General features: G+C 53.6%; 25 protein-coding genes and 1 riboswitch. Of the genes, 15 read left to right on the forward strand and 10 right to left on the reverse strand.

The window, feature by feature from the left end; translation table 11 throughout:
- From V9K95_RS16485 to V9K95_RS16495, 3 genes are all read right to left on the reverse strand, one after another.
- Positions 1-1719, reverse strand: coding sequence for a cation:proton antiporter domain-containing protein (locus tag V9K95_RS16485; RefSeq protein WP_336441470.1), 1719 nt, complete (start codon positions 1717-1719; stop codon positions 1-3).
- Positions 1720-1896: 177 nt separating this feature from the next.
- Positions 1897-2832: a dimethylarginine dimethylaminohydrolase family protein gene (locus tag V9K95_RS16490; protein WP_115055024.1), complete on the reverse strand. Its 936-nt coding sequence runs from the start codon at positions 2830-2832 to the stop codon at positions 1897-1899.
- Positions 2833-2845: 13 nt separating this feature from the next.
- Positions 2846-4435, reverse strand: a complete 1590-nt coding sequence (locus V9K95_RS16495) for an amidohydrolase (RefSeq protein ID WP_336441538.1) — start codon at positions 4433-4435, stop codon at positions 2846-2848.
- A gap of 103 nt (positions 4436-4538) precedes the next feature.
- Between V9K95_RS16495 and V9K95_RS16500 the strand changes: the two genes are divergently transcribed.
- The 6 genes from V9K95_RS16500 (at position 4539) to V9K95_RS16525 (ending at position 10900) form a co-directional block, all read left to right on the forward strand.
- Complete coding sequence (locus V9K95_RS16500; protein WP_115055122.1) at positions 4539-5429, forward strand: LysR substrate-binding domain-containing protein; 891 nt, start codon at positions 4539-4541, stop codon at positions 5427-5429.
- Between the two features lie 128 nt (positions 5430-5557).
- Positions 5558-6664 (forward strand): ABC transporter ATP-binding protein, encoded by a 1107-nt coding sequence (locus tag V9K95_RS16505; RefSeq protein ID WP_115055022.1) that lies wholly within the window; start codon positions 5558-5560, stop codon positions 6662-6664.
- A 44-nt stretch (positions 6665-6708) separates the two neighbouring features.
- Entirely contained in the window at positions 6709-7824 is a 1116-nt protein-coding gene (locus V9K95_RS16510) for an ABC transporter substrate-binding protein (protein WP_115055021.1), read from the forward strand.
- 64 nt (positions 7825-7888) lie between these two features.
- Positions 7889-8716, forward strand: coding sequence for an ABC transporter permease (locus tag V9K95_RS16515; protein WP_336441469.1), 828 nt, complete (start codon positions 7889-7891; stop codon positions 8714-8716).
- Between the two features lie 4 nt (positions 8717-8720).
- Entirely contained in the window at positions 8721-9533 is an 813-nt protein-coding gene (locus V9K95_RS16520) for an ABC transporter permease (protein ID WP_336441468.1), read from the forward strand.
- On the forward strand, positions 9530-10900 hold the full coding sequence (locus V9K95_RS16525; protein ID WP_336441467.1) for an FAD-binding oxidoreductase: 1371 nt from the start codon (positions 9530-9532) through the stop codon (positions 10898-10900). Before V9K95_RS16520 ends, V9K95_RS16525 begins: the two co-directional genes overlap by 4 nt.
- Before the next feature lie 200 nt (positions 10901-11100).
- Here the strand turns inward: V9K95_RS16525 and nrdF are convergent, their stop codons facing one another.
- The 5 genes from nrdF to V9K95_RS16550 all read right to left on the reverse strand — a co-directional run bounded on the left by nrdF (position 11101) and on the right by V9K95_RS16550 (position 16785).
- Positions 11101-12090 carry a class 1b ribonucleoside-diphosphate reductase subunit beta gene (nrdF, locus tag V9K95_RS16530; RefSeq protein ID WP_115055017.1) on the reverse strand — a complete coding sequence of 330 codons (990 nt, stop codon included), beginning with the start codon at positions 12088-12090 and terminating at the stop codon, positions 11101-11103.
- Positions 12091-12104: 14 nt separating this feature from the next.
- The gene (nrdE, locus tag V9K95_RS16535) at positions 12105-14258 is read right to left on the reverse strand and encodes a class 1b ribonucleoside-diphosphate reductase subunit alpha (protein WP_435530242.1); all 2154 of its coding nucleotides are present in this window, start codon (positions 14256-14258) and stop codon (positions 12105-12107) included.
- Complete coding sequence (gene nrdI, locus V9K95_RS16540; RefSeq protein ID WP_336441466.1) at positions 14228-14641, reverse strand: class Ib ribonucleoside-diphosphate reductase assembly flavoprotein NrdI; 414 nt, start codon at positions 14639-14641, stop codon at positions 14228-14230. Before nrdI ends, nrdE begins: the two co-directional genes overlap by 31 nt.
- Positions 14642-14655: 14 nt before the next feature.
- Positions 14656-14877: a glutaredoxin-like protein NrdH gene (gene nrdH, locus V9K95_RS16545; RefSeq protein ID WP_307277369.1), complete on the reverse strand. Its 222-nt coding sequence runs from the start codon at positions 14875-14877 to the stop codon at positions 14656-14658.
- A 244-nt stretch (positions 14878-15121) separates the two neighbouring features.
- Positions 15122-15344, reverse strand: a riboswitch (cobalamin riboswitch).
- 109 nt (positions 15345-15453) lie between these two features.
- Positions 15454-16785 (reverse strand): MFS transporter, encoded by a 1332-nt coding sequence (locus V9K95_RS16550; protein ID WP_336441465.1) that lies wholly within the window; start codon positions 16783-16785, stop codon positions 15454-15456.
- 186 nt (positions 16786-16971) lie between these two features.
- Between V9K95_RS16550 and cyoA the strand changes: the two genes are divergently transcribed.
- The 9 genes from cyoA (at position 16972) to V9K95_RS16595 (ending at position 25560) form a co-directional block, all read left to right on the forward strand.
- On the forward strand, positions 16972-18123 hold the full coding sequence (cyoA, locus tag V9K95_RS16555) for a ubiquinol oxidase subunit II (protein WP_336441464.1): 1152 nt from the start codon (positions 16972-16974) through the stop codon (positions 18121-18123).
- Positions 18124-18139: 16 nt separating this feature from the next.
- Complete coding sequence (gene cyoB, locus V9K95_RS16560; RefSeq protein WP_336441463.1) at positions 18140-20149, forward strand: cytochrome o ubiquinol oxidase subunit I; 2010 nt, start codon at positions 18140-18142, stop codon at positions 20147-20149.
- Entirely contained in the window at positions 20146-20775 is a 630-nt protein-coding gene (gene cyoC, locus V9K95_RS16565) for a cytochrome o ubiquinol oxidase subunit III (protein ID WP_115055011.1), read from the forward strand. The genes cyoB and cyoC overlap by 4 nt, the downstream gene beginning before the upstream one ends.
- Positions 20772-21149, forward strand: a complete 378-nt coding sequence (gene cyoD / locus V9K95_RS16570; RefSeq protein ID WP_336441462.1) for a cytochrome o ubiquinol oxidase subunit IV — start codon at positions 20772-20774, stop codon at positions 21147-21149. Before cyoC ends, cyoD begins: the two co-directional genes overlap by 4 nt.
- Positions 21146-21964 carry an SURF1 family protein gene (locus V9K95_RS16575; RefSeq protein ID WP_336441461.1) on the forward strand — a complete coding sequence of 273 codons (819 nt, stop codon included), beginning with the start codon at positions 21146-21148 and terminating at the stop codon, positions 21962-21964. Before cyoD ends, V9K95_RS16575 begins: the two co-directional genes overlap by 4 nt.
- 4 nt (positions 21965-21968) lie before the next feature.
- Positions 21969-23321, forward strand: a complete 1353-nt coding sequence (locus V9K95_RS16580) for an ATP-binding protein (RefSeq protein WP_336441460.1) — start codon at positions 21969-21971, stop codon at positions 23319-23321.
- Positions 23311-23844: a response regulator transcription factor gene (locus V9K95_RS16585; protein WP_307277347.1), complete on the forward strand. Its 534-nt coding sequence runs from the start codon at positions 23311-23313 to the stop codon at positions 23842-23844. The genes V9K95_RS16580 and V9K95_RS16585 overlap by 11 nt, the downstream gene beginning before the upstream one ends.
- A gap of 115 nt (positions 23845-23959) precedes the next feature.
- Complete coding sequence (locus tag V9K95_RS16590; RefSeq protein ID WP_307277344.1) at positions 23960-24325, forward strand: YciI family protein; 366 nt, start codon at positions 23960-23962, stop codon at positions 24323-24325.
- Positions 24322-25560 (forward strand): RNA polymerase sigma factor, encoded by a 1239-nt coding sequence (locus V9K95_RS16595; protein WP_336441459.1) that lies wholly within the window; start codon positions 24322-24324, stop codon positions 25558-25560. Before V9K95_RS16590 ends, V9K95_RS16595 begins: the two co-directional genes overlap by 4 nt.
- Positions 25561-25564: 4 nt before the next feature.
- Here the strand turns inward: V9K95_RS16595 and V9K95_RS16600 are convergent, their stop codons facing one another.
- On the reverse strand, positions 25565-26128 hold the full coding sequence (locus V9K95_RS16600; protein ID WP_336441458.1) for a methylated-DNA--[protein]-cysteine S-methyltransferase: 564 nt from the start codon (positions 26126-26128) through the stop codon (positions 25565-25567).
- 92 nt (positions 26129-26220) lie between these two features.
- A complete protein-coding gene (locus V9K95_RS16605; protein ID WP_336441457.1) occupies positions 26221-26637 on the reverse strand; it encodes a hypothetical protein in 417 nt (138 codons plus the stop codon).
- Between the last annotated feature and the right edge of the window lie 27 nt (positions 26638-26664).

A 26664-nucleotide genomic window follows, 5' to 3' on the forward strand; every position in this document is an offset into this window, starting at 1 on the left:
TCAGTCATCTGCTTTTTGGCGTGAAACATTCATCTCCGTACGCTCTCTTGCCATGGTGGTAACGGCGGAGCGAAGTCCCGGATATCGCGAGGCGAAAATATTGAAATCCCGGCGGTCAAGGACCAGAAACTGACAGAAATCGATCGCCACGACATCCGCAGTGCGACGTCCGCCGCTCAAGAGCGCCATTTCGCCGAAAAATGCACCGGCATTCAACGGAACATCACCGCTGTCCAGCCGGACTTCCACAGCACCAGCAACGATGAAATACATGCCGTCACCACGATCGCCGACGCGAATGACGCGCTCGCCGGGAGATGCTGATTTGGGTCTGAACAGCAAGAACAACTCTTCGCGCGATGTCTTGTCGAGCTGCGAGAAAAGTGGGAACGTTTCAATAAGCTGCTTAAGCTCCTGCTGGTGCTTCTTGTCGCGCTCTTCACCCGCGACCCTTATAATGGCCAGTTCGCGCTCCAGCTTCTCATGCTTCATTTTCCCATGCCGGTCGCACCAGATGGGCCACTTGATCAGGGCGGTCTTCTTAAGCCTTTCGGCGGCAGCAAAAATCAGCGGGTTGAGAGTAATCGAAAGGATCGCGCCCGCCAGAATGAGGTCTTGCCCCTCCTTGGGAAGAAGCTTCAGCGAAACGCCAAGCCCTGCAAGAATGAAGGAAAATTCGCCGATCTGGGCAAGTCCTGCTGCAACTGTCAGGCCAAGGCCGATCGGATAACGAAGAGCCAGCACAATCCCCAAAGCGATAACGGATTTTCCAAGGATAATGATCAGCAGAGTTCCGACGACCGCCAATGGTTCGCGCAACAGAATGGAAGGATCAAAGAACATCCCGACTGATATGAAAAACAGAACCGAAAAAGCATTCTGGAGCGGCAGTGAATCGGCAGCAGCCCTGTGGCTCAGATTTGACTCACTCATGACGACGCCCGCAAAGAAGGCGCCCAACGCAAATGACACACCAAAAACTTCGGCAGAACCGAACGCAATTCCCAAGGCGATTGCCAGCACGGAAAGCGTGAACAATTCGCGCGAACCCGTACGTGCGATCAGCGTAAGAAGCCACGGCACGACCTTGGGGCCAAGATAGGCCGCCATTATCGCAAAGGCTGCAACTTTCAGCAGCGTAATTGCAAGGTTAAGCGCAAGCTGTGTTCCACTAATGCCCGTGCCGGTTGCACCGAGAACTTCAGCCAATGCAGGAAGCAGAACCAGGGCCAGAACCATGGCCAAATCTTCAACAATCAGCCAACCAACTGCAACGCGCCCGCTCGCGCTGTTAACGAGATTGCGCTCTTCCAGCGCTTTGAGAAGCACGACCGTGCTCGCGACGGACAGGCTAAGCCCGAAAACAACCCCGGCACCAATACCCCATCCGAAAAAAGAACTAAGGCCAATCCCCAACAAACTGGCAAGGAGTATCTGGATGATCGCGCCCGGCACAGCAATATTGCGGACGGCCAGAAGCTCCGATGCGGAGAAGTGCAACCCCACGCCGAACATGAGCAGTATGACGCCCATTTCGGAAAGTTGGCCCGCAAGTCCGCTATCGGCAATAAAGCCGGGCGTGAAAGGCCCCAGAAGAATGCCTGCGAAAAGATAGCCCACCAGCGGCGGCAACCATAATCTGTCAGCCAGATAGCCGCAAATAGCTGCGGCCACGAAGCTGACGGCAACTGTCGAGATCAAAGCTACTTCGCTGTGCACATCAACCCTTGGCGTTCCAGATTGCATTGATAAGTGAAACTATGAAGCGCGAGCCCCAGGCTATTTCAGCCCAAAGTTTCGATAAGAACGCTTACCACTAAATGCAACCAGAATCTCAATGCCGGATTGAATGCCGTGCCGTGTGCACCTCAATATCAGATCAGCTGACCTCTCTTGTTACGCTGGGGATCGCAGCAGTGCCTGCGCCATGCAGTGGATTCCGCCGCCGGTTTTGGAAATCTCGCTCATATCGACTGCCGCAACTTCAAATCCTGTCGCCCTCAGCTTTTCGATCAACGTCTTGCTTGATGTCGGTGCGATGATGCGATCCTTGCCGAGCGACATAAAATTGCACCCAAGATTCATCGTATCCTGAAAAGGCACATCGATTATTTCATGTCCCTTTGCTTTGAGCCAATCGACAATGCCAGGTTCCGTACAGGCAAGGCAAACGGCAGTGAGCTTTGGCGCGATCGGCACGACCATCAGATCAATGTGGACATAATATTCGTCGATAAAGGCAAGCCGTGTTTCCCAACCTTCTTTGCGGAACCACTCCTCGACTTGGCGTGCCCCCTCTTCCTGCGTCCGCGCACCGCCGCATCCGATCAGGACGCAGCCTTCTTCAATGACGTTAAAATCGCCACCCTCAAAGGTTCCGGCTGTGACCATATCGTAGATCGGAATACCCAGCCGTTCATAGGTGCGGATCGCCGCGTAGTTTTCTCCGCGTCGCCACCAGTTCGCCATGGCGGTGATGATTGCGCCATAGGGCGTCATGACGCTGGAGTCCCTTGAATAGACCTGCATGGGCAATTCAGGTTCCGGCTCGTGCCAGTGAATATTCACGCCGAAATGTTCGTAGGCGGCCACCAGCTCCTTATGCTGCGCCTGCGCGGTTTGAATGTTGCAGGGAGCTTCACGCAAGTGTTTTCGGGAAAGTGAACTGGTTGCCATATGGCGTAGAAATGCCGGCGATCCCAGCAACACATCAGTCAGCGGATCGGTCTCGTTGCGAAACCCCCAATTGACAAGCGGCTTTGTAGCGCCATTGGGGTTTCGCCGCTTCAATGTGAAAGCATCGGCATCAAAACCATTCTCGTGACGTGTCATTGCTTTCTCCTCATTATGCGGCGTTTGGTATCCACCACTCGGTTCCGCGCGCGGTTGTTATGTATTCGGGCCAACGGAAATGAATTGGCGGTGCGTAATCGCATAGCGGCGCGATCCAGTTGGAACCGCCGACACCGCCGCCTGTCCGTTCAATAAACTCATCTTTTGCCCCACGACGGGCCTCGCCATCTTCAAGCAAGCGCAATGCCGTCAGGGCCACTGTCTTTGCGGCGCAAACAATCATCGGATCAATCGTTTCCGATATTCCGCCAAGGGCATTCATGACCCAGCCCGGATAGGCTTTACCCTTTGGCGCTTTCAACGCCGGACGAGCCACGTAGAAGCGCACTGTCGGCGCATGCCAGGTCATGTCGGTGTAGTCATCGGAGGTCGAATTCAACTGCGAGGGGGGCAAGTCACGCCGTAATATGGCTTCTGCATCCTGCGGTGAAATTAAACGCTCGCACTCATCCAGAAAGGGGTCGTCCATGGCGTCAATACCGGCATTGACTTGAATCTCTCGCGCGATTGCTTTTGCAGCCTCGTCCCATTGCGGAGCACCAACATATTTGAGCGCTTCCCAGGTAATATTTGCCATTGCGTGGTTGGCAAGACCGGGCCGAGACTTACAGACCCAATGCCGCTCAACCCTGCAACCGGACATTGCCGCAGCATGCTCGGCGTTTCGATCCAGCGCGGCGGTAATCTTCTCAGCCATGGCGATAGTCGGAACGCGCATCATATACTGAATTTCGGCAAGCCCAGCGGGCAGATTGTCAGCTGTTGCCTGCCCTGCAGTGAGAATTGCCTCGCTGATCGACCAGCCGCCCTGATGCGGCAACATGGAATCGCGCAAGGCTTTTGACGCCATATACATCATCATCAGCGCATCATTGGCTCCGGGCGCACGCACAGCGGAATGTGATTGCGGAATGGGAGCGCCATCGCTCAACCCCCAAAGTTCAGGCTGATCGCAGATGAATCGATAGATCATCGAATAAGCAGCGCCACAATGCGTATCCCACCGGACAGTGTTGCACAGAGGCAGCATATAGAACGGATGGAACGAGATCATGCCATCCAATCCGTCATAATAACCTTTGGCTGCGTGGATGGGCTTGGAGCCGCGCACTTTCTCTGCCGGCTCTCCGGTAAATCGCAGGGTTCCGGCAATACCGTGTTTTTCCATTGCCGCCTTTGTGGCCAAGAGACCTCCAAGAGCAGATATTCCGAGTCCCGAATGCGGGTCAGTATGACCACCAGCATGCTCACTCAGTCCGGAGCGCGGTTGCCGCGACGTGGTAGCGGCCTGGCAATTGCCGGGCACCGCATCGTACTCTGCATACATGCCAATGGTTGGCGGCTGTCCCGACATTCCTGCTTTATTGGTCCAATGCGCACAAAATGCAGTCGGCATGCCAGCAGAACCGGCCTCTACATCAAAGCCTTCCTGCCGCAAGCGATGAACATACCAATCTGCAGATCGGTACTCGCGCCAGGCGGTTTCTCCGAAATCAAAAATAGTGCGTGCCGATGCCGAGAGATCAGCCTTGTGATCATCAATGAAATTGAGTGCTGAGACCGATGCTTCCGTGACCACAATTATCTCCCGTCAGACGGCAGATAATCATCTGGATGCAGGGAGAAAAAGTGATATGTTTTCTCAAAACGTGCAAATTCTATTCACCTCTTATCGAAGGCATCGCATGAGAATACCCTCAACTCAGGCGCTTCGCGCACTTGAAAGCTTTGCCAGACATGGCAGCGTTTGGCGGTCTGCGGAAGAACTGCACCTGACGAGAAGCGCGGTCAGCCACCAGCTTCGTCTGTTGGAACGCGACCTTGGATTCGAGCTTTTGCAGCGGGATGGCAAGGGTGTTACCCTTACGCCGAGGGGACGAAAATATGCCAATGACGTACGCAAGGCGCTCATCGTCATCGACGATGCTGGCGGGCGACATAGCCCTGCAAGCACTGGCGGGACATTAACTGTCAGTTGCACGTCCGGCTTCGCATCGCTTTGGCTCTGCACACATATCGCGGAGTTTCAGGAGAAATATCCCGATATCGCCCTGCGGATTGTCACTCCGCGCAAACTTGATGACGTAACTGCGCCGGGCGTTGACCTCTTTATCGCTTTTGGTGATGGCAATTGGCCCAACAGGGCCGTCGATCTGCTTTGCGAGATCGAGTTTACTCCGCTGTGCAGCCCTGTTCTGCTCAACAAATTGGGTGGGTTAGCCGAACCCAAGGATATATTGCGGGCACCTTTGCTGCATCTGGTCGATTTCGAGGATTGGACGCTCTGGCTGGCCTTGGCAAATGTCGACAACCCTGACTCAGAGCGCGGAATTGTGTTTTCCGATATGAACCTTGTGTTTTCGGCAGCGATCACGGCGCAGGGGATTGCAATCGGCGACAAGCTGACATGCCGGAAGGCAATGAGAGGCGGCCAGCTCATTCAGCCGTTCGATCTCGCTATCAAATCACCAAAGTCGTATTTTCTTGTTACCGATTATGCGAGAATGGATCATCCGGCGCAGCTCGCCTTTACTGAATGGCTGAAGTCCCGGCTTTCTCAAACCCGCAACGCCTAAAACGCATCGTGGGATAGATTCGGCAGTGGCGTGAATTATTTTCACGTGTCAGGGTAATATAATTCAATTGTCGTTATTGCAGATTGTGCCTAGGCTTCATTAAAAAGAAGGGGAAAGAGGTTCAATCAATGCCTCAAAGCATGCAGCCGGGCGACGCGAAAGCCGCCGAGATCAAGGCTATATCTATTGGCAAAACATTTGGCGCATTTCATGCGCTCAAAGACCTGTCGCTCGACATCAAGCGCGGCGAATTTTTGACTCTTCTGGGGCCTTCGGGGTCGGGCAAAACCACGTTTCTGATGATACTGGCGGGCTTCCTTGCCCCAACATCCGGCAAACTGGTGATGGACGGCAAAGACATTACCAATATACCCGCTGAAGATCGCTCCTATGGTATGGTCTTTCAGGGATACGCCCTCTTCCCACATCTGACTGTCGAGCAGAACATCGCTTTTCCACTCAAGGTACGCCGCCAATCTGCTGCCGATATCAAGCGCAGGGTCGGTGAAATGGTTGAGCGTGTCGGCCTTGTCGGCCACGAGAAGAAACTGCCAGCCAAACTTTCCGGCGGCCAGCAGCAACGCGTTGCGCTTGCCCGTGCTTTGGCGTTTGAGCCTTCCGTACTGCTGCTAGACGAGCCATTTTCGGCCCTTGACAAAAATCTGCGTGAAATGATGCAGGAAGAAGCCAAGCGGCTGCATCAGGAAACCGGCACAACCTTTGTCTTCGTTACGCATGATCAATCCGAAGCGCTTGCTTTGTCATCCCGCGTTGCCATCTTCAATCATGGCGAACTGCTGCAGGCAGGCAAACCGCAGGAGGTCTATGAGCGACCGGCAAACCGTTTTGTTGCCGAATTCCTTGGCGAGATCAACCTTCTGCCGCTCGATACTGTTCAACTGGATGGTGAGCGTGCCGCAGGCAGATTTGAAGACCAGACGATCACTGTAAATAAATCATCGGCACTTGCAGGCAGGGCAGCGCTGGCGGCTATACGGCCTGAGCACATGGTCATTTCTGTGGAGCACCGGAAAGACAATTGCAACGCCATCACCTGCCGGGTCGAAGGAGCAACATATTTCGGGGCTTCGACCAAGTATCATTTACGAACACGCACCGGAACGAGCCTGGCGGTTTCAATGCCGACAGCGACGACCTCGCCCATAGAACCCAACACGAATGTGTGGGTGTCATGGCCGGAGCATCAGGGCTTTTTGCTGCCGAATGGGAGTTAGGCTGCATTCAGGAATGTGACAACAACAATCCAGAGGGAAACAAAATGGATCACGCATTTCAAAAAGACTGCCTCGAAATACTGGCCAGCAAAGTCGAGCGGGGCGAGATTAGCCGCAGGCGCTTTACGCAGATGGCTGCGATATTTCTGGCGGGTGCCCCAGCGCTTCTCCGGTCCACCGGTTCTTATGCTCAGGCCAAGGAGCTTGTGCTGGTCAATTGGGGTGGTGATGCCATGACTGCCTATGACAAGGCCTATGGCCAGCCCTTCACCAAGGAAAGCGGTGTTACCGTCAAGATGGACGGTTCAGGCCCCACGGAAGGAGCGGTCACAGCACAGTTCAAGAGCGGCAAACCGAGCTGGGACCTCCTTGATATCGATCCTTTCTCCGGTATTTCACTCGGCAAGCAGGGAATGCTTGAGCCAATCGATTACGCTATTGTAGACAAGAACAAGATGCGCCCCGGCTTTGGCTGGGACACAGCGGCATCAACCTATTTCTTCTCATACATCATTGCCTATGACTCTTCGAAATTTGGCGATCAGGTACCCACCGGCATGGCAGATTTCTTCGACGTGAAGAAGTTTCCCGGCAAACGCTCCATGTACAAATGGGGTGCGGCCATGTGGGAAGCGGCTTTGATGGCTGATGGGGTTGCACCGGAAAAACTTTACCCGCTTGATCTCAAGCGTGCCCACGACAAGATTGCTGCTTTCAAGGAAAATGTTGTGGCCTATTGGGGCGGCGGCGCAGAAAGCCAATCCGTTTTGATCGACGGTGAAGCCTCCATGGCATTGATCTGGTCGACGCGCGCGCAGCTTATCGAGCAGGATTCAGGCGGCACGATCAAATTCGTCTGGGATCAGGGCCTGATCTCACCCGGTGCTTTGGCCGTTATGAAAAACAACCCCGGCGGCAAGGACAATGCGATGAAATTCATCGCCAGCGCGCAGACCCCTGAGCGGCAACTTGAAATGTTCAATCTCCTGGGCCAAGGCCCAGCAAATCCGGCAACCGATGCGCTGATACCGGACGAGAAGAAACGGATAAACTGCGTTGATCCAGCCAACATGGCCAAGCAGGTCCCGCTGGACATGGAATGGTATGCCGAAAATTATGGCAAGGCATTCGACGAATATACAAAAGTCATTTCAGCCTGAGGAAAAATGGCGCGTGATCAATGATCCCGCGCCATTTTCCACACACTGCAACAAGGGACGTTGAATGGGCTCGGCAACCTCCAGAAAATTCCTGCTATTGGGACCATTGCTCCTGTTTCTGGGGCTCGCCTATGTCGTGCCTTTTCTGGGTGTGGTTCGTTGGAGCTTTACCTTGCCCGAGATCGGTTTTGGTCAGTATATAGCCGTGTTTACCGATCCGCTCGTCCAGTCTGTTTTCGTTCGCACACTGCGCATCTGCCTGATTGTAACCGCCGCCTCGCTCATCACAGCTTACGCAATCGCCTATGTCTGGGTGCGCGGCAGCTTAGTCCAACGCGCGCTCGCTGAATTTTGTATTCTTGTGCCCTTCTGGATTTCCGTGCTTACCCGTGCCTTTGGCTGGCTGGCGATGCTGTCCAATCGCGGGCTGATCAATACATGGCTGCAATCGGCCGGTATCATCAGTGAACCGCTTGCACTCGCCCGCAATGAGTTTGGCGTCATTGTCGGTATGACGCATTTCCTCATTCCCTTTGCTGTATTTCCCATCGCATCCGCCATGCGCAGCATCGATGAGCGTGTATTGCTGGCGGCGCGGGGCATGGGCTCATCCAGGAGCCGCACGTTCTGGACAGTTTTCCTGCCTTTGACCTATGGCGGATTGATCGGTGCCGCGCTCATCGTCTTCGTGTTTGCACTTGGGTTTTTCGTCACACCGGCGATCCTCGGAGGCGGTCGAAGCGTTATGGTAGCGGAGCTGGTTTATCTTCGCATCTTCCAGAGCCCTGACTGGGGACTTGGCGCCGCAATCAGCGTGGTACTGGTGCTGTTTATCGCGATTTTGCTGGCACTGCTGCGGCGCTTTATCAAACCCGCGCATATGGTGGGGTAGAGTCATGCAATCCTCACGCCCCGGTCCCGTACTTCTTATTCTTGCTACAGCCGTCGCACTCTTCCTGCTGATGCCGCTTGTTGCGGTGATACCGGTTTCATTCACCCCTGCCCGATTTCTTTCTATGCCAACCGGCAATCTCTCGCTTCGCCATTATCAGGCTCTTCTCGATAATCCGGCCTGGCTCCAGAGCATTCTGCTCAGTCTGCGCATCGGCATTGTGTCGAGCATTTTAGCAACAGCATTGGCGACCATGTTCGGACTTGGAATCTGGATGTTCCAGCCACGTTTTTCAGCCTTGCTGATCGGCTTCGTGCTGTTGCCGCTCATTGTTCCGCCAGTTGTTTCAGCCATGACGCTTTATTTCCTGATGACCACCCTGTCGAGCTTTAACAACTGGATCGGATATGATACCTGGCTCGGCGTTGCCCTCGCCCATGCTGTGATGATAACGCCCTTTGCGGTCGTCCTCATTCTTGTTTCCCTGTTTCAGGTTGACCGGCGCATAGATCTTGCGGCTCGCGGTCTCGGCGCCAATCTGGCCACCCGCGCATTCAAAGTCATCATCCCCAATATCAAATTTGGCATAGCGACAGCGGCGCTTCTGTCCTTTGTCCTTTCTTGGGAGGAAATCGGTGTCACCCTCTTCATTACCAGCGTCAATGCAATCACCCTTCCCCGGCTGATGTGGATGGGTCTGCGTGACAATATTGATCCATCCATTGCCGCGATTTCGGTTCTTCTGATCCTTGTCACTGCCGCCATACTTGCCTTGAGAATTATCATTGACCGGCGCAAGGCCACGGACCCTCAATGATACCCGAAAATATCCTTGCCAAACTTGAACTCATCGTGGGTGCCAGCGGGCTAAAGACCGGAGAAGCCCTCGCCATGATCCATCCGGGTTCCGACGAGCGTAATCTCGATGCCACCATAATGGTGACACCCCGAACCACCGGGGAAGTTTCTGCTGTCCTTCGTTTGTGCAACGAACAGCGGATTGCAGTTATTCCCCATGGCGGGCGGACAGGATTAGTGGGTGGAGCCGTATCCCTGGTTGGACAGATCATCCTCTCTTTATCATCAATGAACACTATCGAAATGGTGTCTGCATCCGCTGGCACAGCAATCGTTCAAGGCGGTGTCACATTGTTTGCGCTACAGGAAGCGGCGGCACATCATCATCTTTCCACAGGCATAGACATTGCATCACGCGGCACTGCCACGATAGGCGGAATGATCTCGACCAATGCCGGCGGCATGGAGGCTTTCCGGCACGGTGTCATGCGCCAGCGCGTACTCGGTCTTGAAGTGGTCCTCCCCGACGGGCGCGTCATGAGCGATATGGCGCAAGTGCCGAAATCAAATGAGGGATATGACCTAAAACAATTATTCATTGGCGCGGAGGGCACGCTCGGCATCGTAACGCGTGCGGTGATTAAACTTGCGCCTCCCGACGCATTGACCGCAACTGCGCTCGTCGCCTGCCAATCGGCGGCTGCCGCGGTTTTACTGTTCCATCAATTGCAAGCGAATCATGACGTGCATTTGCTGCGGGCCGAATTCATGGCGCAGGACTATTTCGTGGTGGCAGTCGATCATCTTGGACCGCCCTCGCTCGCTTCTATCGCGCAGGCTCCCATTTACCTGATCATCGAAACCGATGCTGCCGATCAGGCATCGGCGCAATCTGCTCTGGAAAATGCTCTGGCGCTGACCATAGAAGACGGCTTGGTTCTTGATGCAATTCTTGCGCAGAGCGTGAAGGAACGCCGTGAGATCTGGAACATACGCGAAGACAGCAGTGTCATTGATCGCGTCCACCCGAACGGTCACTGGTTTGATATTTCCGTCCCACTACAGCATCTGGAATCCTGGCTGAAACAATTCCACGAAGGAATTGCGATGCTCGGGCCAAATGTTCACGGTTTTGCCTTTGGCCATCTGGGAGACGGAAATCTGCATATTGGCGTCGCCGGAATATCCGACAAGAAAGCAGTAAAGTCGCTGATCTATGCTACCTTGCGGGAAATGGGCGGATCGTTTTCTGCGGAACACGGAATTGGACTGGACAAGAAAACGGAGTTGGCGAGGCTTGCTGATCCGGTCAAGCTCGATCTGATGCTTTCACTCAAATCTCTGCTCGATCCCAACGGCATCATGAATCCCGGCAAGGTGATCTGAATCAGCGGGGCTTATTAGCTTCACATTCGAGGCTGTTGGGCAATTAAACTTCGCTCGGCGGGCTCCTGCGGCACGCTGACCAACGCAAAGATCATCAAAACAATCCCTTATAACCAATTATTTTATTTATCTTTTTCTGCAAATTACAATCCTCCAGTTTAAGTCGCTCATCATCTACTTTAACTAAAAAGCCTAACCGATCAGAAATCCCAGTCCTCATCTTCCGTGGCGATCGCTTTGCCTATGACATAGGAAGAGCCGGAACCGGAAAAGAAGTCATGGTTTTCATCAGCATTCGGGGATAGCGCTGAAAGAATTGCCGGGTTGACCTTGCAGGCTTCCGCAGGAAAGAGAGCCTCGTAGCCGAGGTTCATCAGTGCTTTATTGGCATTATAATGAAGGAATTTCTTCACGTCCTCGGTCAGGCCGACGCCATCATAGAGTGTCTCGGTGTATTTTGCCTCATTGTCGTAGAGTTCAAGCAGAAGATCGAAAGCGAAATCCTTGATTTCCGAACGGCGCTCCTCACCAAGACGTTCCAGTCCGCGTTGAAACTTATATCCGATGTAATAGCCATGCACAGCTTCATCCCGGATGATGAGGCGGATCATGTCGGCAGTATTGGTCAGCTTGGCGCGGCTCGACCAGAACATCGGTAGATAGAAGCCGGAATAAAACAGGAAGCTCTCCAGGAACACGCTGGCAATCTTGCGCTTGAGAGGATCGGGATTGCGGTAATGTTCGAGGATCAGCGCGGACTTCCTCTGCAAATGCTCATTTTCCTCGGACCAGCGATAGGCATCATCAACGTCAGGTGTCGAGCACAATGTGGAGAAAATGGACGAGTAGGAACGGGCATGCACGGCCTCCATGAAGGAGATGTTGGAATAGACTGCTTCCTCATGGGGAGTGATCGAATCTTCCATGAGTTTTGGCGCGCCAATGCTGGTCTGGATTGTATCGAGCAGGGTCAGCCCCGTGAACACACGAATGGTAAGCTGCTGTTCCTCGGGTTTGAGTGCAGCCCAGGACGGAATATCATTCGACAGCGGCACCTTTTCCGGCAGCCAGAAATTTCCGGTAAGCCTGTTCCAGACCTCAAGGTCCTTGTCATCCTCAAGGCGGTTCCAGTTGATGGCGCGAACGGCTGCAGGAAGCTTTACAGCTTTATTCTTGATTTGAATGTTCATTGTTTCCCCGGAAATCAAAGCGTGCAGGATACGCAGCCCTGCACTTCCGTGCCGGACAGAGCCATTTGACGAAGACGGATATAGTAGATTGTCTTGATGCCTTTCTTCCAGGCATAGATCTGCGCCTTGTTGATATCGCGCGTGGTCGCGGTATCGCGGAAGAAGAGCGTCAGCGACAAGCCCTGATCGACATGCTGCGTTGCTGCAGCATAGGTATCGATGATCTTTTCCGGGCCAATCTCATAGGCGTCCTGATAGTAATCAAGATTATCATTGGTCAGAAACGCGGCCGGGTAGTAGACGCGGCCGATCTTGCCCTCCTTGCGGATTTCGATCTTCGACACGATCGGATGGATCGAGGAGGTTGAGTGATTGATGTAGGAAATGGAGCCCGTGGGCGGCACAGCCTGCAGGTTCTGATTGTAAAGACCGGATACCACCACAGCCTCTTTCAGTGCCAGCCAGTCGGCCTGTGTCGGGATCGCAATGCCAGCTGTTTCGAACAATTCGCGGACCCGCTCAGTTGCTGGCAGCCATTCCTGCGCCGTATACTTGTCGAAATATTCTCCAGATGCATATTTCGAGTTCTCGAAGCCCTTGAAGCTTTGGCCGCGTTCAACCGCTAGGCGATTGGATGCGCGAACGGCGTGATAGGTCACGGTGTAGAAATAGATATTGGTGAAATCGATACCTTCGTCAGAGCCGTAATAAATGCGTTCGCGGGCCAGGTAACCATGCAGATTCATCTGCCCAAGGCCGATGGCATGGCTGTCATCATTACCCTTTTCGATAGAAGGCACCGACGAGATATGGCTCATGTCCGAGACGGCGTTCAGCGCCCTGATGGCCGTTTCGATGGTTTTGCCAAAATCCATTGAATCCATTGCGGCGGCAATATTCAGCGAGCCGAGATTACAGGAGATATCCTTGCCCATATGGCTATAGGACAGATCGGCATTGTATTCGCTCGCCTCGCTGACCTGAAGGATTTCCGAGCACAGATTGCTCATGGTGATGCGCCCTGCAATCGGGTTGGCGCGGTTCACTGTGTCCTCGAACATGATGTAGGGATAGCCGCTTTCGAACTGGATTTCGGCCAAGACCTGAAAGAAGTCGCGAGCCTTGATTTTCTTTTTGCGGATACGCGAATCTGCGACCATTTCACGGTACTTTTCTGTCACCGAAATTTCCGTAAAGGCCACGCCGTAGACCCGCTCTACGTCATAGGGAGAGAACAGATACATATCCTCATTGTTCTTCGCCAATTCGAAAGTAATATCCGGCACGACAACGCCGAGCGACAGCGTCTTGATACGGATTTTCTCATCCGCATTTTCGCGCTTGGTATCGAGGAAACGCATTATGTCGGGATGATGTGCGTTCAGATAGACCGCACCTGCCCCCTGTCTTGCACCAAGCTGGTTGGCATAGGAAAAACTATCCTCCAAAAGCTTCATGACTGGAATGATGCCGGATGACTGATTTTCAATCTGCTTTATCGGCGCGCCCGCTTCACGGATATTGGTGAGCGACAACGCAACGCCTCCCCCGCGCTTGGAGAGCTGCAGGGCCGAGTTGATACCCCTCGCGATTGATTCCATATTGTCTTCAATTCGGAGCAGAAAGCAGGACACCAGCTCGCCGCGCTGTTTCTTTCCCGCATTGAGAAAAGTGGGAGTTGCAGGCTGGAAACGCCCGGAAATGATCTCGTCAACCATATCCCGCGCCAGGGTTTCATTTCCTTGCGCCAGCGTCAGCGCCACCATGCAGATGCGGTCCTCGTAACGCTCAAGATAGCGTTTTCCGTCAAAGGTCTTCAGCGTGTAGCTGGTGTAATATTTGAATGCGCCAAGAAATGTTGGAAACCTGAATTTCTTGGCATAGGCATGGTCAAACAGATCGCGCATGAAATTGAAGGAATATTGATCAAGCACCGCGCGCTCATAATAGCCTTCGGTTACCAGGTAATCGAGCTTCTCGCGCAAATTGTGAAAGAACACCGTATTCTGGTTCACATGCTGCAGAAAATACTGCTTCGCCGCCATACGATCCTGATCGAACTGGATGTTGCCCTCCTCATCATAAAGGTTCAGCATCGCGTTCAGCGCGTGGTAATCCAGCACTGGTTCGTTGGCTTTCACTGGTCGTTCGAGCGTGAGCGTGTCCAAAATCGTTCCAATCCATGTTTGACGTTTACGACATCCTGCTCCGTGCCGATCAGCTCGAACCTGTAAAGGTAAGGCACCTGGCATTTGGCAGAGATGATGTCGCCGGCAATCCCGAAGGTCGCTCCGAAGTTACTGTTACCCGCGGAAATCACGCCGCGGAGGTTTAAACGGTTTTCCGCCTGGTTGAGGAAGCGGATCACCTGTTTTGGAACGGCACCCTTGCCGCCATCGCCGCTATATGTTGGCACGATCAAAATATAGGGTGCGTTGATCTTCAGCTCCTCACGAGAGCTGATCGGTATCCGTTGTGAGGTGAAGCCCAGCTTGGAAACAAAACGGTGGGTATTCTCCGACCTGCTCGAAAAATAAACGATCCCACTCATGACACCCATCCCTGTCAGGCAAGGGTGCTAATCATATCCGGGCGGAAACCGGCCCAGTGTTTTTCGCCGGCGACAACCACAGGTACCTGGCGGTAGCCGAGGCTCTGAACCAGTTCGAGAGCATCCTGATCGTTGGAAATATCAATAACGTCATACTCCATACCCTGCCGGTCAAGAGCTCGGGTCGTGGCGGTACACTGGACACAGGCCGGCTTGCTGTAAACGACAATATTCATGACTTCCTCATTTGATTTTGGTCGTGATAACATGGTCTGGCAGCTCTGATTGCTGCCAGCTAGTTTGGTTTAAAACTGTATGACTTACTCAAGTGCCGCCCGATTTACGGCGGGTCACCCACAATCAATGCGCTGGATAGGTTTCTCATGCACTTCACCCTGTAGCTCGCTCGTGGAGGGGCAGGGAAGCGTTTTACACGGAAAATCCCCGTGCATTGGCGCGACCGCTCCGGCACCCCGCCGGTGGACTCATCAGATCAAGGCAGGTCTCCTGGCTCGCAGATCAACGCACTTATTCTTGCCTTCCCGGGGCCTAGAGCCCCAGTGACAGTATCGAACACGTGCTAGCCGCTTACAGTTGCGGGGGCAGCTCCGGCATCACAGTACCTTATTGGCACCACTCACCGTATTCCCGTCTTAGCTTCCCACTCTCGCGAATCGGAAGAACCTTGAACACTATATATAGTAGTGGATGTTAAAAATCCGTCAACAGCTAGATCAAACCAAAATTGAAACTATGCACAGCTGCCAATCAATTTGGCGCTGCGCACGAAAATGGAATGAGTGAGGAAGGGACTACACGTCCTGATTGTCGGTCTGACGATTCAAGCTGAGGGCTATAAGCGTGCACACAGCACCGGAGAGCAGATAGCCACCCGCAGCTATCAGGCCGAAATGGCTGGATAGCAGCAGCGCGACCAGCGGTGCGAAACCCGCCCCGAACAACCATGCCATATCGCTGGTCAATGCCGAGCCGGTATAGCGGAACTTCTTTGAGAACCGCGAGGCCACTGAGCCGGATGACTGGCCGAAGGACAGACCAAGCAAAATAAATCCGAGGATCATGAAGATCAGTTCGCCGATGTCGCCGCCATCAAGCAATTGAGGAGCAAATCCACTGAACACGGCAATGGCTATGGCGGTGCCGCCCAGCAGATTCCGGCGTCCGACGCGGTCGGCAATCGTGCCCGACGCAAACACGGTAATGACGCCCACAGCCGCTCCGAATGCTTCAATCAAAAGAAAGCGGGCCGGGCCCTGATCCGTAAACAGGAAGACCCAAGACAGTGGAAATACCGTTACCATATGAAAGAGCGCAAAACTCGCAAGCGGTGCAAAAGCACCAATGACCACGTGGCGACCTTCATGCTGTAATGTGTTGGCCACCGTCGTTGGCTGCAGTTCTCTGCTTTCATATAATTTTGCATATTGCGGCGTAACAACCATTCGCAACCGTGCAAACAGCGCCACCACATTAATAGCGAAAGCAACGAAAAACGGATAGCGCCAGCCCCAGCTCAGGAAGTCTTCTGCGGAAAGATTGGCAACGAAAAATGCGAACAGCCCGGCCGCAACCATAAGCCCCAAGGGAGCACCGAGTTGCGGTATCATCGCATACCAGCCACGGCGTTGCTTAGGTGCATTGAGCGCCAGAAGCGATGCGAGGCCATCCCACTCACCGCCTAGCGCAAGCCCCTGTCCTATCCGGAACAGTGCCAAAAGCGCTGCAGATGCCCAACCGACCTGGGCATAACCGGGTAGGAACGCCACCGCAACGGTCGAGCTACCAAGCAGGAACAGGGCAATCGTCAATTTTACGCCACGGCCATAAGTGCGATCGATCTGCATGAAGATAACCGTGCCGATCGGCCGCGCAAGAAAGGCCAGCGCAAAAATACCGAACGAATAGATCGTACCCGTCAGAGCATCAACATAGGGGAACACCAGTTTCGGAAAGACCAGCACAGAGGCAATAGCATAGACGAAGAAGTCAAAGAATTCGGACGTTCTGCCGATAATCACGCCGATGGCAATCTCGCCAACGTTAACGTCGTCATGTCGCGAGTGAAGGCGCGTTGCGTCCTGCTCAAGCGTTGTCGAAGATGCCGCTCCTGTTTTCGCGCTCATTGCCCGGTGCGCTCCTCGATCAAATATTGAAACCGTTCAGGTCTGCTCGTTTGCGGTCACTGCTAGCGTATCCTTTATCATTGTGACACACTACGGGAGGATTGGGCAAATTGTCCAATGTCGCTCTGACTATGGTGCAGCTAGTGATGGCGCAACTAGGCGCTGTTTCCATTGACAGGAAGTCTCTTGAACCGTTTTTTTGCCATCGCCCTGCTTCCACTGCTTGCATTGCTTAGCGCGTGCAATGCCGTTGTCATGAGCCCGTCAGGCGACGTCGCCGTGCAACAGCGCGACCTGATCATTATTTCTACCGTCCTCATGCTTGTCATTATCATTCCAGTGATGGTGCTCACCGTGTTCTTTGCCTGGAAATACCGGCAGTCAAACACGGATGCGCCTTATGACCCGGAATGGGATCACTCCACCCAGCTGGAATTGATCATCTGGGCGGCGCCGCTGCTGATCATCATCTGCCTTGGCGCGGTCACCTGGATGGCGACACATTTGCTCGATCCCTATCGTCCGCTTGGACGCATTTCCCCCGGCAAAGCAGTTTCCGAAACGGTCAAGCCATTGCAGGTCGAAGTGGTCGCGCTGGATTGGAAGTGGCTCTTTATCTATCCGGAATATGGTATCGCCAGCGTCAATGAAATGGCCGCTCCCGTCGATCGGCCCATCGCTTTCCGGCTGACCTCCTCGGCGGTGATGAACTCGTTTTATATTCCTGCGTTAGCCGGGCAGATATACACTATGCCGGGCATGCAGACGAAGCTGAGCGCCGTCATCAATCACCCCGGCGAATATGAGGGCTTTTCGGCCAATTACAGTGGCGCCGGTTTTTCCGGTATGCGCTTCGCTTTTCACGGCCTGCCGGATGAGGGTTTTGAAAAATGGATTGCCGACGTCAAGTCAAAAGGCACCACTCTTGATCGGATGACCTATCTGCAACTGGAACAGCCCAGCGAAAAAGTACCGGTACAGCATTATGCAAGTGTTGATCCGGAACTGTTCAGCGCAGTTCTCAACCGATGTGTGGAACGCGGCAAGATGTGCATGAGCGAGATGGATGAAATCGATGCCAAGGGTGGTCTTGGCATGGCCGGCATTTATAATACTCGTTCACTGGAATACGATAAGTACACAAGGCGTGGCGGCGCTGTCTTTGGCCCTGATCCTGCATTTGTTGTTGGCATCTGCACCACGGAAGAAGCTCTGCAGGCGAGCATGAATATACAGACGCTGCCGTCCTTGAATACCTCTCCGTTTATTGGTGCGGGCCTTCCCCGCCCTTCGTCCACCCAACTGTTCGGTCTACAGCGCCGACCGTCTAATAGCTGAACGAAACGAGCCCGATATGTTTGATAATCCCGAACTTATAAAGCTGGTTTTCGGTAGGCTCACGCTGGAATCCTTCCCGCTGCATGAACCTATCCTTGTTGTGACCTTTATCGTGGTCGCGCTCGGAGGCATCGCCGTGGTCGGCGCGCTTACCTATTTCCGCCTTTGGGGCTATCTTTGGCATGAGTGGTTCACAACAGTTGACCACAAGCGCATCGGCATAATGTACATGATCCTCGGCATCGTCATGTTGCTGAGAGGCTTTGCCGACGCCATCATGATCCGATTGCAACAGGCAATGGCGTTTAATGGGTCCGAAGGATATCTCAACGCCCATCATTTCGATCAGATATTCACCGCGCATGGCGTGATCATGATCTTCTTCGTGGCAATGCCTCTTGTTACCGGCTTGATGAACTTTGTTGTCCCATTGCAGATCGGTGCCCGGGACGTATCTTTTCCATTCCTCAACAATTTCAGCTTCTGGATGACTGCCGCTGGCGCGGCACTTGTAATGATGTCGCTGTTTGTGGGCGAGTTTGCCAGGACCGGCTGGCTGGCCTATCCGCCGCTTTCGGGTATCGGATACAGTCCGGACGCCGGTATGGACTACTACATATGGGCGCTGCAAATAGCGGGCATAGGTACGCTGCTGTCGGGCGTCAATCTGCTCGCAACCATCGTCAAGATGCGCGCGCCGGGCATGACCATGATGAAGCTTCCGATCTTTACGTGGACCGCTCTTTGCACCAACGTTCTGATTGTGGCCGCCTTCCCTGTCCTGACGGCAGTGCTGGCTTTGCTCACTCTCGATCGCTATGTCGGCACGAACTTCTTCACCAACGACTTTGGCGGCAATCCGATGATGTATGTCAACCTCATCTGGATTTGGGGTCATCCGGAAGTCTATATTCTCATTCTGCCCGCTTTCGGCATATTCTCCGAAGTGACATCGACCTTCGCCAGCAAACGTCTGTTTGGCTATACCTCGATGGTTTATGCCACCATCGTTATTACCATTCTTGCCTATCTGGTCTGGCTTCACCACTTCTTCACCATGGGTTCGGGTGCGAGCGTGAACTCGTTCTTCGGCATCACCACGATGATCATTTCGATCCCAACCGGGGCGAAAATATTCAACTGGCTCTTTACGATGTATCGCGGGCGCATTCGATTTGAACTGCCCATGATGTGGACGATTGCTTTTATGCTTACCTTCGTGATTGGCGGCATGACAGGCGTTCTGCTCGCGGTGCCTCCGGCTGACTTTGTGCTGCACAACAGCCTGTTTCTTGTTGCGCATTTCCATAATGTGATCATCGGCGGTGTTCTGTTCGGGCTTTTTGCCGGTATCTATTACTGGTTCCCGAAAGCTTTTGGTTTCAGGCTCGATCCATTTTGGGGCAAGATGTCTTTCTGGTTCTGGGTCGTGGGATTCTACTTCGCCTTCATGCCGCTTTATATACTGGGCCTGATGGGCGTGACACGACGCCTGCGCACATTCGAAGATCCGTCCTTGCAGATCTGGTTTATGATCGCTGGTTTTGGTGCATTTCTCGTTGCTATCGGCATTCTGTCATTCCTCATCCAGATCTTTGTCAGCATTCGTAATCGCGAAGCGTTGCGCGATTTGACTGGCGATCCTTGGGACGGTCGCACCCTGGAATGGTCCACTGCCTCACCCCCTCCCGCCTATAATTTCGCTTTCACGCCAGTCATTCACGATCTCGACAGCTGGTACGACATGAAGAAACGCGGGTACAAACGCCCTGAAAAAGGTTTCCGCGCCATCCATATGCCAAGCAATACGGGCACCGGAATAATCCTGGCCGGAATAAGCATCGTTTTTGGATTTGCGATGATCTGGTACATCTGGTGGCTCGCGGCAGTAACGGCTATCGCATTGGTGGCGGTATCGATTGGGCATACATTCAACTACAAGCGCGATTTCCACATATCGGCAGATGAGGTTGTATCGAGTGAAAATGCCCGTACCGAACTTCTTGCTGCAGGGCTGAAATCATGAGCAGAGCAGCCGCGCATGTGACCACTGAAGATCCTGTGTTTTATCTGACTGACGAACATGACCATGCCGAAGGCGGCAGCACCATGTTCGGCTTTTGGATTTACCTGATGAGTGATTGTCTCATCTTTGCTGTGCTGTTTGCGACCTACGGCGTATTAGGCGGAAACTATGCCGCCGGTCCTGCGCCAAAAGATTTGTTTGATTTGCCACTGGTCGCGGTCAATACGTCGATGCTGCTCTTTTCATCGATTACTTATGGTTTCGCCATGCTCGCCATGGCAAAAGGCCGGGTGGGTTCCACACAAGCGTGGCTCGCCCTTACGGGTCTGTTTGGTGCGGCATTCCTTTGCATCGAACTTTACGAATTTGCCCATATGATTCATGAAGGTGCCACGCCCCAGCGCAGCGCCTTTCTCTCTTCCTTTTTCACATTGGTCGGAACGCATGGGCTTCACGTCACCATTGGCTTGATTTGGCTTGTTACCTTGATGGTACAGGTTGCCCGCTATGGGCTGATCCAAGCGAACATGCGGCGCCTGATGTGTCTTAGCATGTTCTGGCACTTTCTTGATGTCATCTGGATTGGTGTCTTTACGTTCGTTTACCTGATGGGAATGCTACGATGAGCACAAAGGCAAAGACCCACCACGACAGCCACAATCACGATGAAGCCCATTCTCACGGCTCGCTCAAATCCTATTTGATCGGGTTTGGCTTATCCGTGATCCTGACTGCCGTACCCTTCTGGCTTGTCATGAGCGGTGCGTTGGATTCCAAGCAAACCACCGGCCTCGTCATTATGGCATTCGCCGTGGTGCAGATTGTCGTTCACATGATTTTCTTCCTTCATATGAATGTCCGCTCCGAGAATGGATGGACAATGATGGCACTGATCTTCACGCTTGTGCTGGTCATTATCACGCTCACCGGTTCGCTTTGGGTTATGTATCATCTGGATACGAACATGATGCCCAGCATGGATATGAGACAGATGCCATGAAAAAAGCCCTGACCGCGCGCGGGCTTGCCGCAAGCGGCGAGCGGGTCGGGGAGACAGACAATTCGCGCGAAGACGATAGGCGCCTGCCCTCAATCAAACTGGCATTGATCGGCGGCCTTGTCCTTTTCTGCATCATCGTGCTTACCAGCCTTGGTATCTGGCAACTGCAACGCCGTGTCTGGAAGCTTGATCTGATCAACCAGGTTGAGCAAAGAGTGAATGCTCCGGCTACGGCGGCCCCCGGCCCCGATATATGGGCCGGGATCAATGCCAAGGATTTTGCATATCGCCACGTCACGACCAGCGGAAAATTTCTCGACAAGCCGGCTGCGCTTGTACAGGCGGTAACAGCGCGCGGCAGCGGATTTTGGGTGCTGAGCCCTTTTCAAAGTACAGATGGATTTACCGTTTTCATCAATCGTGGCTTCGTTCCAACGGATAAAGCGCGTGATGAATGGCGGGCGGACCATCTGCCGCCAATCACCATAACCGGACTGTTGCGCTTAACGGAGCCCAAGGGCGGATTTCTGCGCAACAATGACCCGGTCGGAGACCGTTGGTATTCGCGTGATGTCATGGCTATGGCAGCAGCTCACAATATCGGCCCTGTTGCTCCATATTTTATCGATGCCGATGCAAATCCTGATCCAAATGCGCTTCCGATTGGGGGGCTTACTGTCACTTCCTTTGCCAACAACCATCTGGTCTATGCCCTGACCTGGTTTGGCATGGCGCTTTTGCTGGGCGCTGCCTCGACTATTATCGGGCGAAATGAATGGCGAGCCCGGCAGCGCCCAGAATACAGATCGGGTTGAAACCATGAGCGAGACCAAGACGACTCCTATCGCTACACTGCCGGATCAATCCGACATCAGTGCTTCTATTTTTCCTCCCGCCGATCACACAGCAAACTGGAAAAACATGACGCTGCTGGTGCAGCTGCGCTGGATCGCTGTCATTGGCCAGATCGTCACCATTACCGTGGTGCATTCGGCTATGAAAATAACCCTGCCCATTGTCCCGATGGGTGTCGTTCTGTGCGCTTTGGTCGTTCTCAATCTTGCAAGCATATTGTGGCTGCGTCGGCGTCGGAGCGTTACGGCGGCAGCCTTGTTCATTGCTTTAGTCCTGGACGTTGCCGCCCTCACCGTGCAGCTTTACCTGAGCGGCGGGGCAACCAATCCATTTATCTTCCTCTATCTTCTTCAGGTGACGCTCGGCGCAGTGTTGCTTGATGCAAGATTGACATCCGCCATCGTCGCCATCGCCAGCGTAAGCTTTGCCGGGCTGATAATATTCTACAGGCCATTGCTCTTGCCGGGTCATGCGCCTGATGAACTGTTCCGGCTCCATATATTCGGAATGCTTTTATGTTTCATACTTGATGCCGCGCTTCTTGTTGTCTTCATTGCCCAGATCAGTCGCAATTTGCGTGAACGGGACGCCAATCTTGCGGCGCTCAAACAACATGCTGCGGAGGAAGACCATATCGTCCGCATGGGCCTTCTCGCATCGGGTGCAGCGCACGAGCTGGGTACACCATTGTCTTCGCTATCGGTGATATTGGGTGACTGGAGACGTATGCCTGCTTTGTCCCGCGACCCTTCAATGTTGCAGGAGATAGACGAGATGCAGGCTGAGGTTCAGCGCTGCAAAGCAATTGTGACCGGTATCCTGCTATCTGCCGGAGAGGCGCGGGGCGAGTCTCCCAAAATCACGACGGTAAATACTTTTCTCGATGAACTTGTCAGTGAGTGGCGAGCAGCCAGATCCGGCGCGAGGCTGTCTTATGGCAACGCATTTGGGCTTGATATTGCCATTGTGTCCGACTCCGCATTGAAACAGGTCATCTATAACATTCTTGACAATGCCTTCGACGCCTCCCCCAATTGGATAGGTTTTATGGCAGAACGCGATGGCGATACCCTTGTGCTGCGTATCAGCGATGCCGGACCTGGATTTGCCGCCGAGATGCTGGCACAGTTTGGCAAGCCCTATCAATCAAGCAAGGGCAGGCTTGGCGGCGGGCTTGGTCTTTTCCTCGTGGTCAATGCGGTGAGGAAACTTGGAGGTGTCGTGTCCGCCAGAAATCTGCCGCAAGGTGGGGCCGCAGTAACAATGAGTCTGCCACTCGCCTCGCTTGCAATTGGAGCACGTTCCCATGTCCGATAAGCGTCGGTTGATTATTGTCGAAGATGACATCGCTTTCGCCAAGACGTTGAAACGTTCCTTCGAACGACGCGACTATGATGTCCTGCTGGCGTCCAGTCTGGAGGAGCTCACCGAGATTCTGAAAGAGAATTCACCCGGTTATGCGGTCGTCGATCTGAAGCTGGCGGGCGCATCTGGTCTGGCATGTGTCGAGGCATTGCACAGCCATAACGCATCAATGCTGATCGTTGTCTTGACCGGGTTCGCAAGTATTGCGACCGCTGTCGAGGCCATTAAGCTTGGCGCCTGTCACTATCTCGCCAAGCCATCCAATACGGATGATATTGAGGAGGCGTTCAGCAAGGCGTCGGGCAATGCCGATATAGCACTGACTGCTCGCCCCACCTCAATCAAGACGCTGGAATGGGAACGTATTCATCAAATGCTTGTTGAAACGGACTTCAACATTTCCGAAACAGCCAGGCGGCTGGGCATGCACCGGCGTACCTTGGCCCGGAAGCTGGAAAAACGGCGCGTGACCTGAACGGCGTCAGCAACATTTTTTGCGCTGTCGTGAAAATAATTTTGTAGCTTTGTCGAATCGGACCTTCCCCAAACGATTATGGGTGTTCAACAAGCTAACTGAAGGAAATCAGATTATGCGTTACGCCTGTCTCATCTATTACAATGCAAAAACACTCTTTGGCGGAAGTCCTGAAGCCAATGCCGCACTTTCCGAATGCGCCAACTATGATGAAAAACTGAAGGAAAGTGGCCATTTCGTCATGGGTGAAGCCCTTGAACTGCCTGAAAATGCCATGACCTTACAGGTCCGCGATGGCAAAATGTCAGCAGTCGATGGGCCTTTCATGGAAACCAGAGAAATGCTGGGCGGGATTATCCTTATTGAAGCCAACGATCTTAATGACGCGGTGCGTGCCGCATCGGGACATCCCTTGGCAAAGATCGGTTCCATCGAAGTCCGCCCGGTTGTCGACTTCAGCACGCCGCCGCCAGAACTGTGAACCGGCCGGGTGCAAACGCCGCCTTTGAAACCATCTATCGTTCCGAAAAGCGCCGCGTCCTTGCAACATTGATCCGTCTTCTCGGTGGATTTGAAGCGGCGGAGGAGGCTTTGCAAGAGGCCTTCACCGCCGCCGCAGAGCGTTGGCCGCGCGATGGTATTCCGCAAAATCCCTATGCCTGGCTCGTCTCTACGGGACGATTCAAGGCCATTGATCGCTGGCGCAAACAGGCGCGGCTCGCTGCTGCCATGCCCGAGCTTACTGCCCTTTCCGACGAACTCTATGAACCTGCAGTGCCAGAAGATATCAGCGATGATGAACTACGGCTGATCTTCACCTGTTGTCATCCGGCACTTGCTGCCGACGCACGTATCGCCCTCACCTTGCGCGAAGTTGCGGGACTGACGACGGAAGAGATTGCCCGGGCCTATATCGCTCCTGCCCCAACCATCGCCCAGCGTATTGTCAGGGCAAAGAGTAAAATTCGTGACGATGCTATTCCCTATGAAGTGCCAAGCCATGCCCAACTTCCAGAACGCCTCGAAAGCGTTTTGCGGGTTATTTATCTCATCTTCAACGAGGGCTATGCCGCTACTGAAGGACCGGGGCTGACACGGGCCGATCTCTGCGCCGAAGCAATTCGGCTCGGTCGACTTATGGTTGATTTACTGCCAGACCCGGAAGCTAGGGGCCTGTTGGCATTGATGCTTTTGCATGAAGCACGACATCACACCCGTATCGACCAAGCAGGAGATATCATATTGCTGGAGGACCAGGACCGGTCGCTCTGGGATCGTCGCCTGATCAACGAAGCTGGAGCACTGGTGGAGCAGGCATTTGCCGCCCGCAATATAGGTCCCTACGTCCTTCAAGCTGCCATTGCTACCGTCCACGCCAACGCATCGACAACCGAGGGCACGGACTGGGCGCAGATCGTTACGCTATATGATGTCCTGCTGCGTGTGGACCCATCCCCTATAGCAGCCTTAAACCGTGCTGCAGCACTTTCAAAACGTGATGGACCTGAAGCGGGCCTTGCTGCCATCGAAGCAATTATCCAACAAGGACAACTCCAGAATTATCCATTGGCCTATGCAGCCCGTGCCGATATGCAACGACAGCTAGGGATGGTGGAAGCCGCCGTCGATTCTTATCAGCGCGCCATAGCGCTGACGCGTCAACCTGCAGAGTTGCGCTTTCTCAAGTCGCGCCTCGCAGCCTTGTCATCAGGATAAATTCTCAAAACCCAAATGACTGCTGGGCTGCAGGTGGAACACCAAGATGGACGCCCTCCAATTCAAGCATATGTGCCTTCGCGACCGAACCGCCAGGCGCTGAAAAGCCACCGACCTTACCTCCGGCGGCCAAAACCCGATGGCATGGGATAATCAGAGGAATCGGGTTTTTCGCCATGGCCTGACCAACGTCTCTTGCGGCTTCCGGGCCTGCTCCAAGTTCTTTTGCGATTGTGCCGTATGTGGTGGTATTGCCCCAGCCAAGCCGTCTCGTTTCCGTATAGACCTGCTCGAAAAACGGCTCCTGATCACCAACGTCTACTGCAACACCGGAGAAATCTGTTTCTTCTCCCTCAAAGTATCGCTTTACAGCAGCAATTACTTTCGCAACCTGCGCTGTCGGTTCGCTGGATAGTGCTTGGGGCAAGCGACGAAGCAGAATGCGCTCTGTCGCCTCGGCGCTTTTCGTCGGCAACTGAAACCGCGTAATACCAATATCGTTCCAGGCGATACCGCAGAATCCGCCTGCGGTATCAAAAACACAATAGTGATGTATCGTCTCGTTCATGGAGGCAGCCTCAAACTTCGTTCTGCCTAAAGAATCGTGGACTTCGACAAGAAATTCAATCCGATTCTTGCATGCGCTGCCAGCAGACTTAGTCAGTCGGCAGCGGACATAACAATATCGCAGAGTCCTTTGCGCACGATTTTTTCCGACGTTACCTGCCCCTGCTGGATGTTGAACATGGCATCGACCCGTGTACCCGCGCCCTTCTTGCGAGCCACTATCCGCAAGGTTTGTTCGCGACCGGAGCCCGTGGTCTCTTGGTAAGCGTCAATTGCGCCCAAGGACTTGTCGACCTGTATTCCCAAAAAACCTTCCGCAGCTACCGCCTGAGCAAGTGTTTTCAAAACCTGATCTGCTTTGACCTTTGGAAAAACATATGAGGTTTTGTAATTCATTGCCGTTATTAAGGGAACTCCTGTCACCTTAAAGTTACTTTCGCAAGTTTGCGCATGACTTGCCGAAACACCGACTACCGCAAACAGTAAAGCCAGAACAACTTGTTTTTTCAATGGTAGGACTCCCCCGAGTATGATGAA

This window comes from Phyllobacterium sp. CCNWLW183 (assembly GCF_037203775.1).
Lineage (GTDB): Bacteria > Pseudomonadota > Alphaproteobacteria > Rhizobiales > Rhizobiaceae > Phyllobacterium > Phyllobacterium ifriqiyense.

What these genes read in the sequence shown, in the direction of transcription:
- V9K95_RS16490 (WP_115055024.1), bottom strand. Translation starts at nt 2,832, where the DNA reads ATGACACGTCACGAGAATGGTTTTGATGCCGATGCTTTCACATTGAAG.
- V9K95_RS16500 (WP_115055122.1), top strand. Translation starts at nt 4,539, where the DNA reads ATGAGAATACCCTCAACTCAGGCGCTTCGCGCACTTGAAAGCTTTGCC.
- V9K95_RS16505 (WP_115055022.1), top strand. Translation starts at nt 5,558, where the DNA reads ATGCCTCAAAGCATGCAGCCGGGCGACGCGAAAGCCGCCGAGATCAAG.
- V9K95_RS16510 (WP_115055021.1), top strand. Translation starts at nt 6,709, where the DNA reads ATGGATCACGCATTTCAAAAAGACTGCCTCGAAATACTGGCCAGCAAA.
- V9K95_RS16515 (WP_336441469.1), top strand. Translation starts at nt 7,889, where the DNA reads ATGGGCTCGGCAACCTCCAGAAAATTCCTGCTATTGGGACCATTGCTC.
- V9K95_RS16520 (WP_336441468.1), top strand. Translation starts at nt 8,721, where the DNA reads ATGCAATCCTCACGCCCCGGTCCCGTACTTCTTATTCTTGCTACAGCC.
- V9K95_RS16525 (WP_336441467.1), top strand. Translation starts at nt 9,530, where the DNA reads ATGATACCCGAAAATATCCTTGCCAAACTTGAACTCATCGTGGGTGCC.
- nrdF (WP_115055017.1), bottom strand. Translation starts at nt 12,090, where the DNA reads ATGAACATTCAAATCAAGAATAAAGCTGTAAAGCTTCCTGCAGCCGTT.
- nrdI (WP_336441466.1), bottom strand. Translation starts at nt 14,641, where the DNA reads ATGAGTGGGATCGTTTATTTTTCGAGCAGGTCGGAGAATACCCACCGT.
- nrdH (WP_307277369.1), bottom strand. Translation starts at nt 14,877, where the DNA reads ATGAATATTGTCGTTTACAGCAAGCCGGCCTGTGTCCAGTGTACCGCC.
- V9K95_RS16550 (WP_336441465.1), bottom strand. Translation starts at nt 16,785, where the DNA reads ATGAGCGCGAAAACAGGAGCGGCATCTTCGACAACGCTTGAGCAGGAC.
- cyoB (WP_336441463.1), top strand. Translation starts at nt 18,140, where the DNA reads ATGTTTGATAATCCCGAACTTATAAAGCTGGTTTTCGGTAGGCTCACG.
- cyoC (WP_115055011.1), top strand. Translation starts at nt 20,146, where the DNA reads ATGAGCAGAGCAGCCGCGCATGTGACCACTGAAGATCCTGTGTTTTAT.
- cyoD (WP_336441462.1), top strand. Translation starts at nt 20,772, where the DNA reads ATGAGCACAAAGGCAAAGACCCACCACGACAGCCACAATCACGATGAA.
- V9K95_RS16575 (WP_336441461.1), top strand. Translation starts at nt 21,146, where the DNA reads ATGAAAAAAGCCCTGACCGCGCGCGGGCTTGCCGCAAGCGGCGAGCGG.
- V9K95_RS16580 (WP_336441460.1), top strand. Translation starts at nt 21,969, where the DNA reads ATGAGCGAGACCAAGACGACTCCTATCGCTACACTGCCGGATCAATCC.
- V9K95_RS16585 (WP_307277347.1), top strand. Translation starts at nt 23,311, where the DNA reads ATGTCCGATAAGCGTCGGTTGATTATTGTCGAAGATGACATCGCTTTC.
- V9K95_RS16590 (WP_307277344.1), top strand. Translation starts at nt 23,960, where the DNA reads ATGCGTTACGCCTGTCTCATCTATTACAATGCAAAAACACTCTTTGGC.
- V9K95_RS16600 (WP_336441458.1), bottom strand. Translation starts at nt 26,128, where the DNA reads ATGAACGAGACGATACATCACTATTGTGTTTTTGATACCGCAGGCGGA.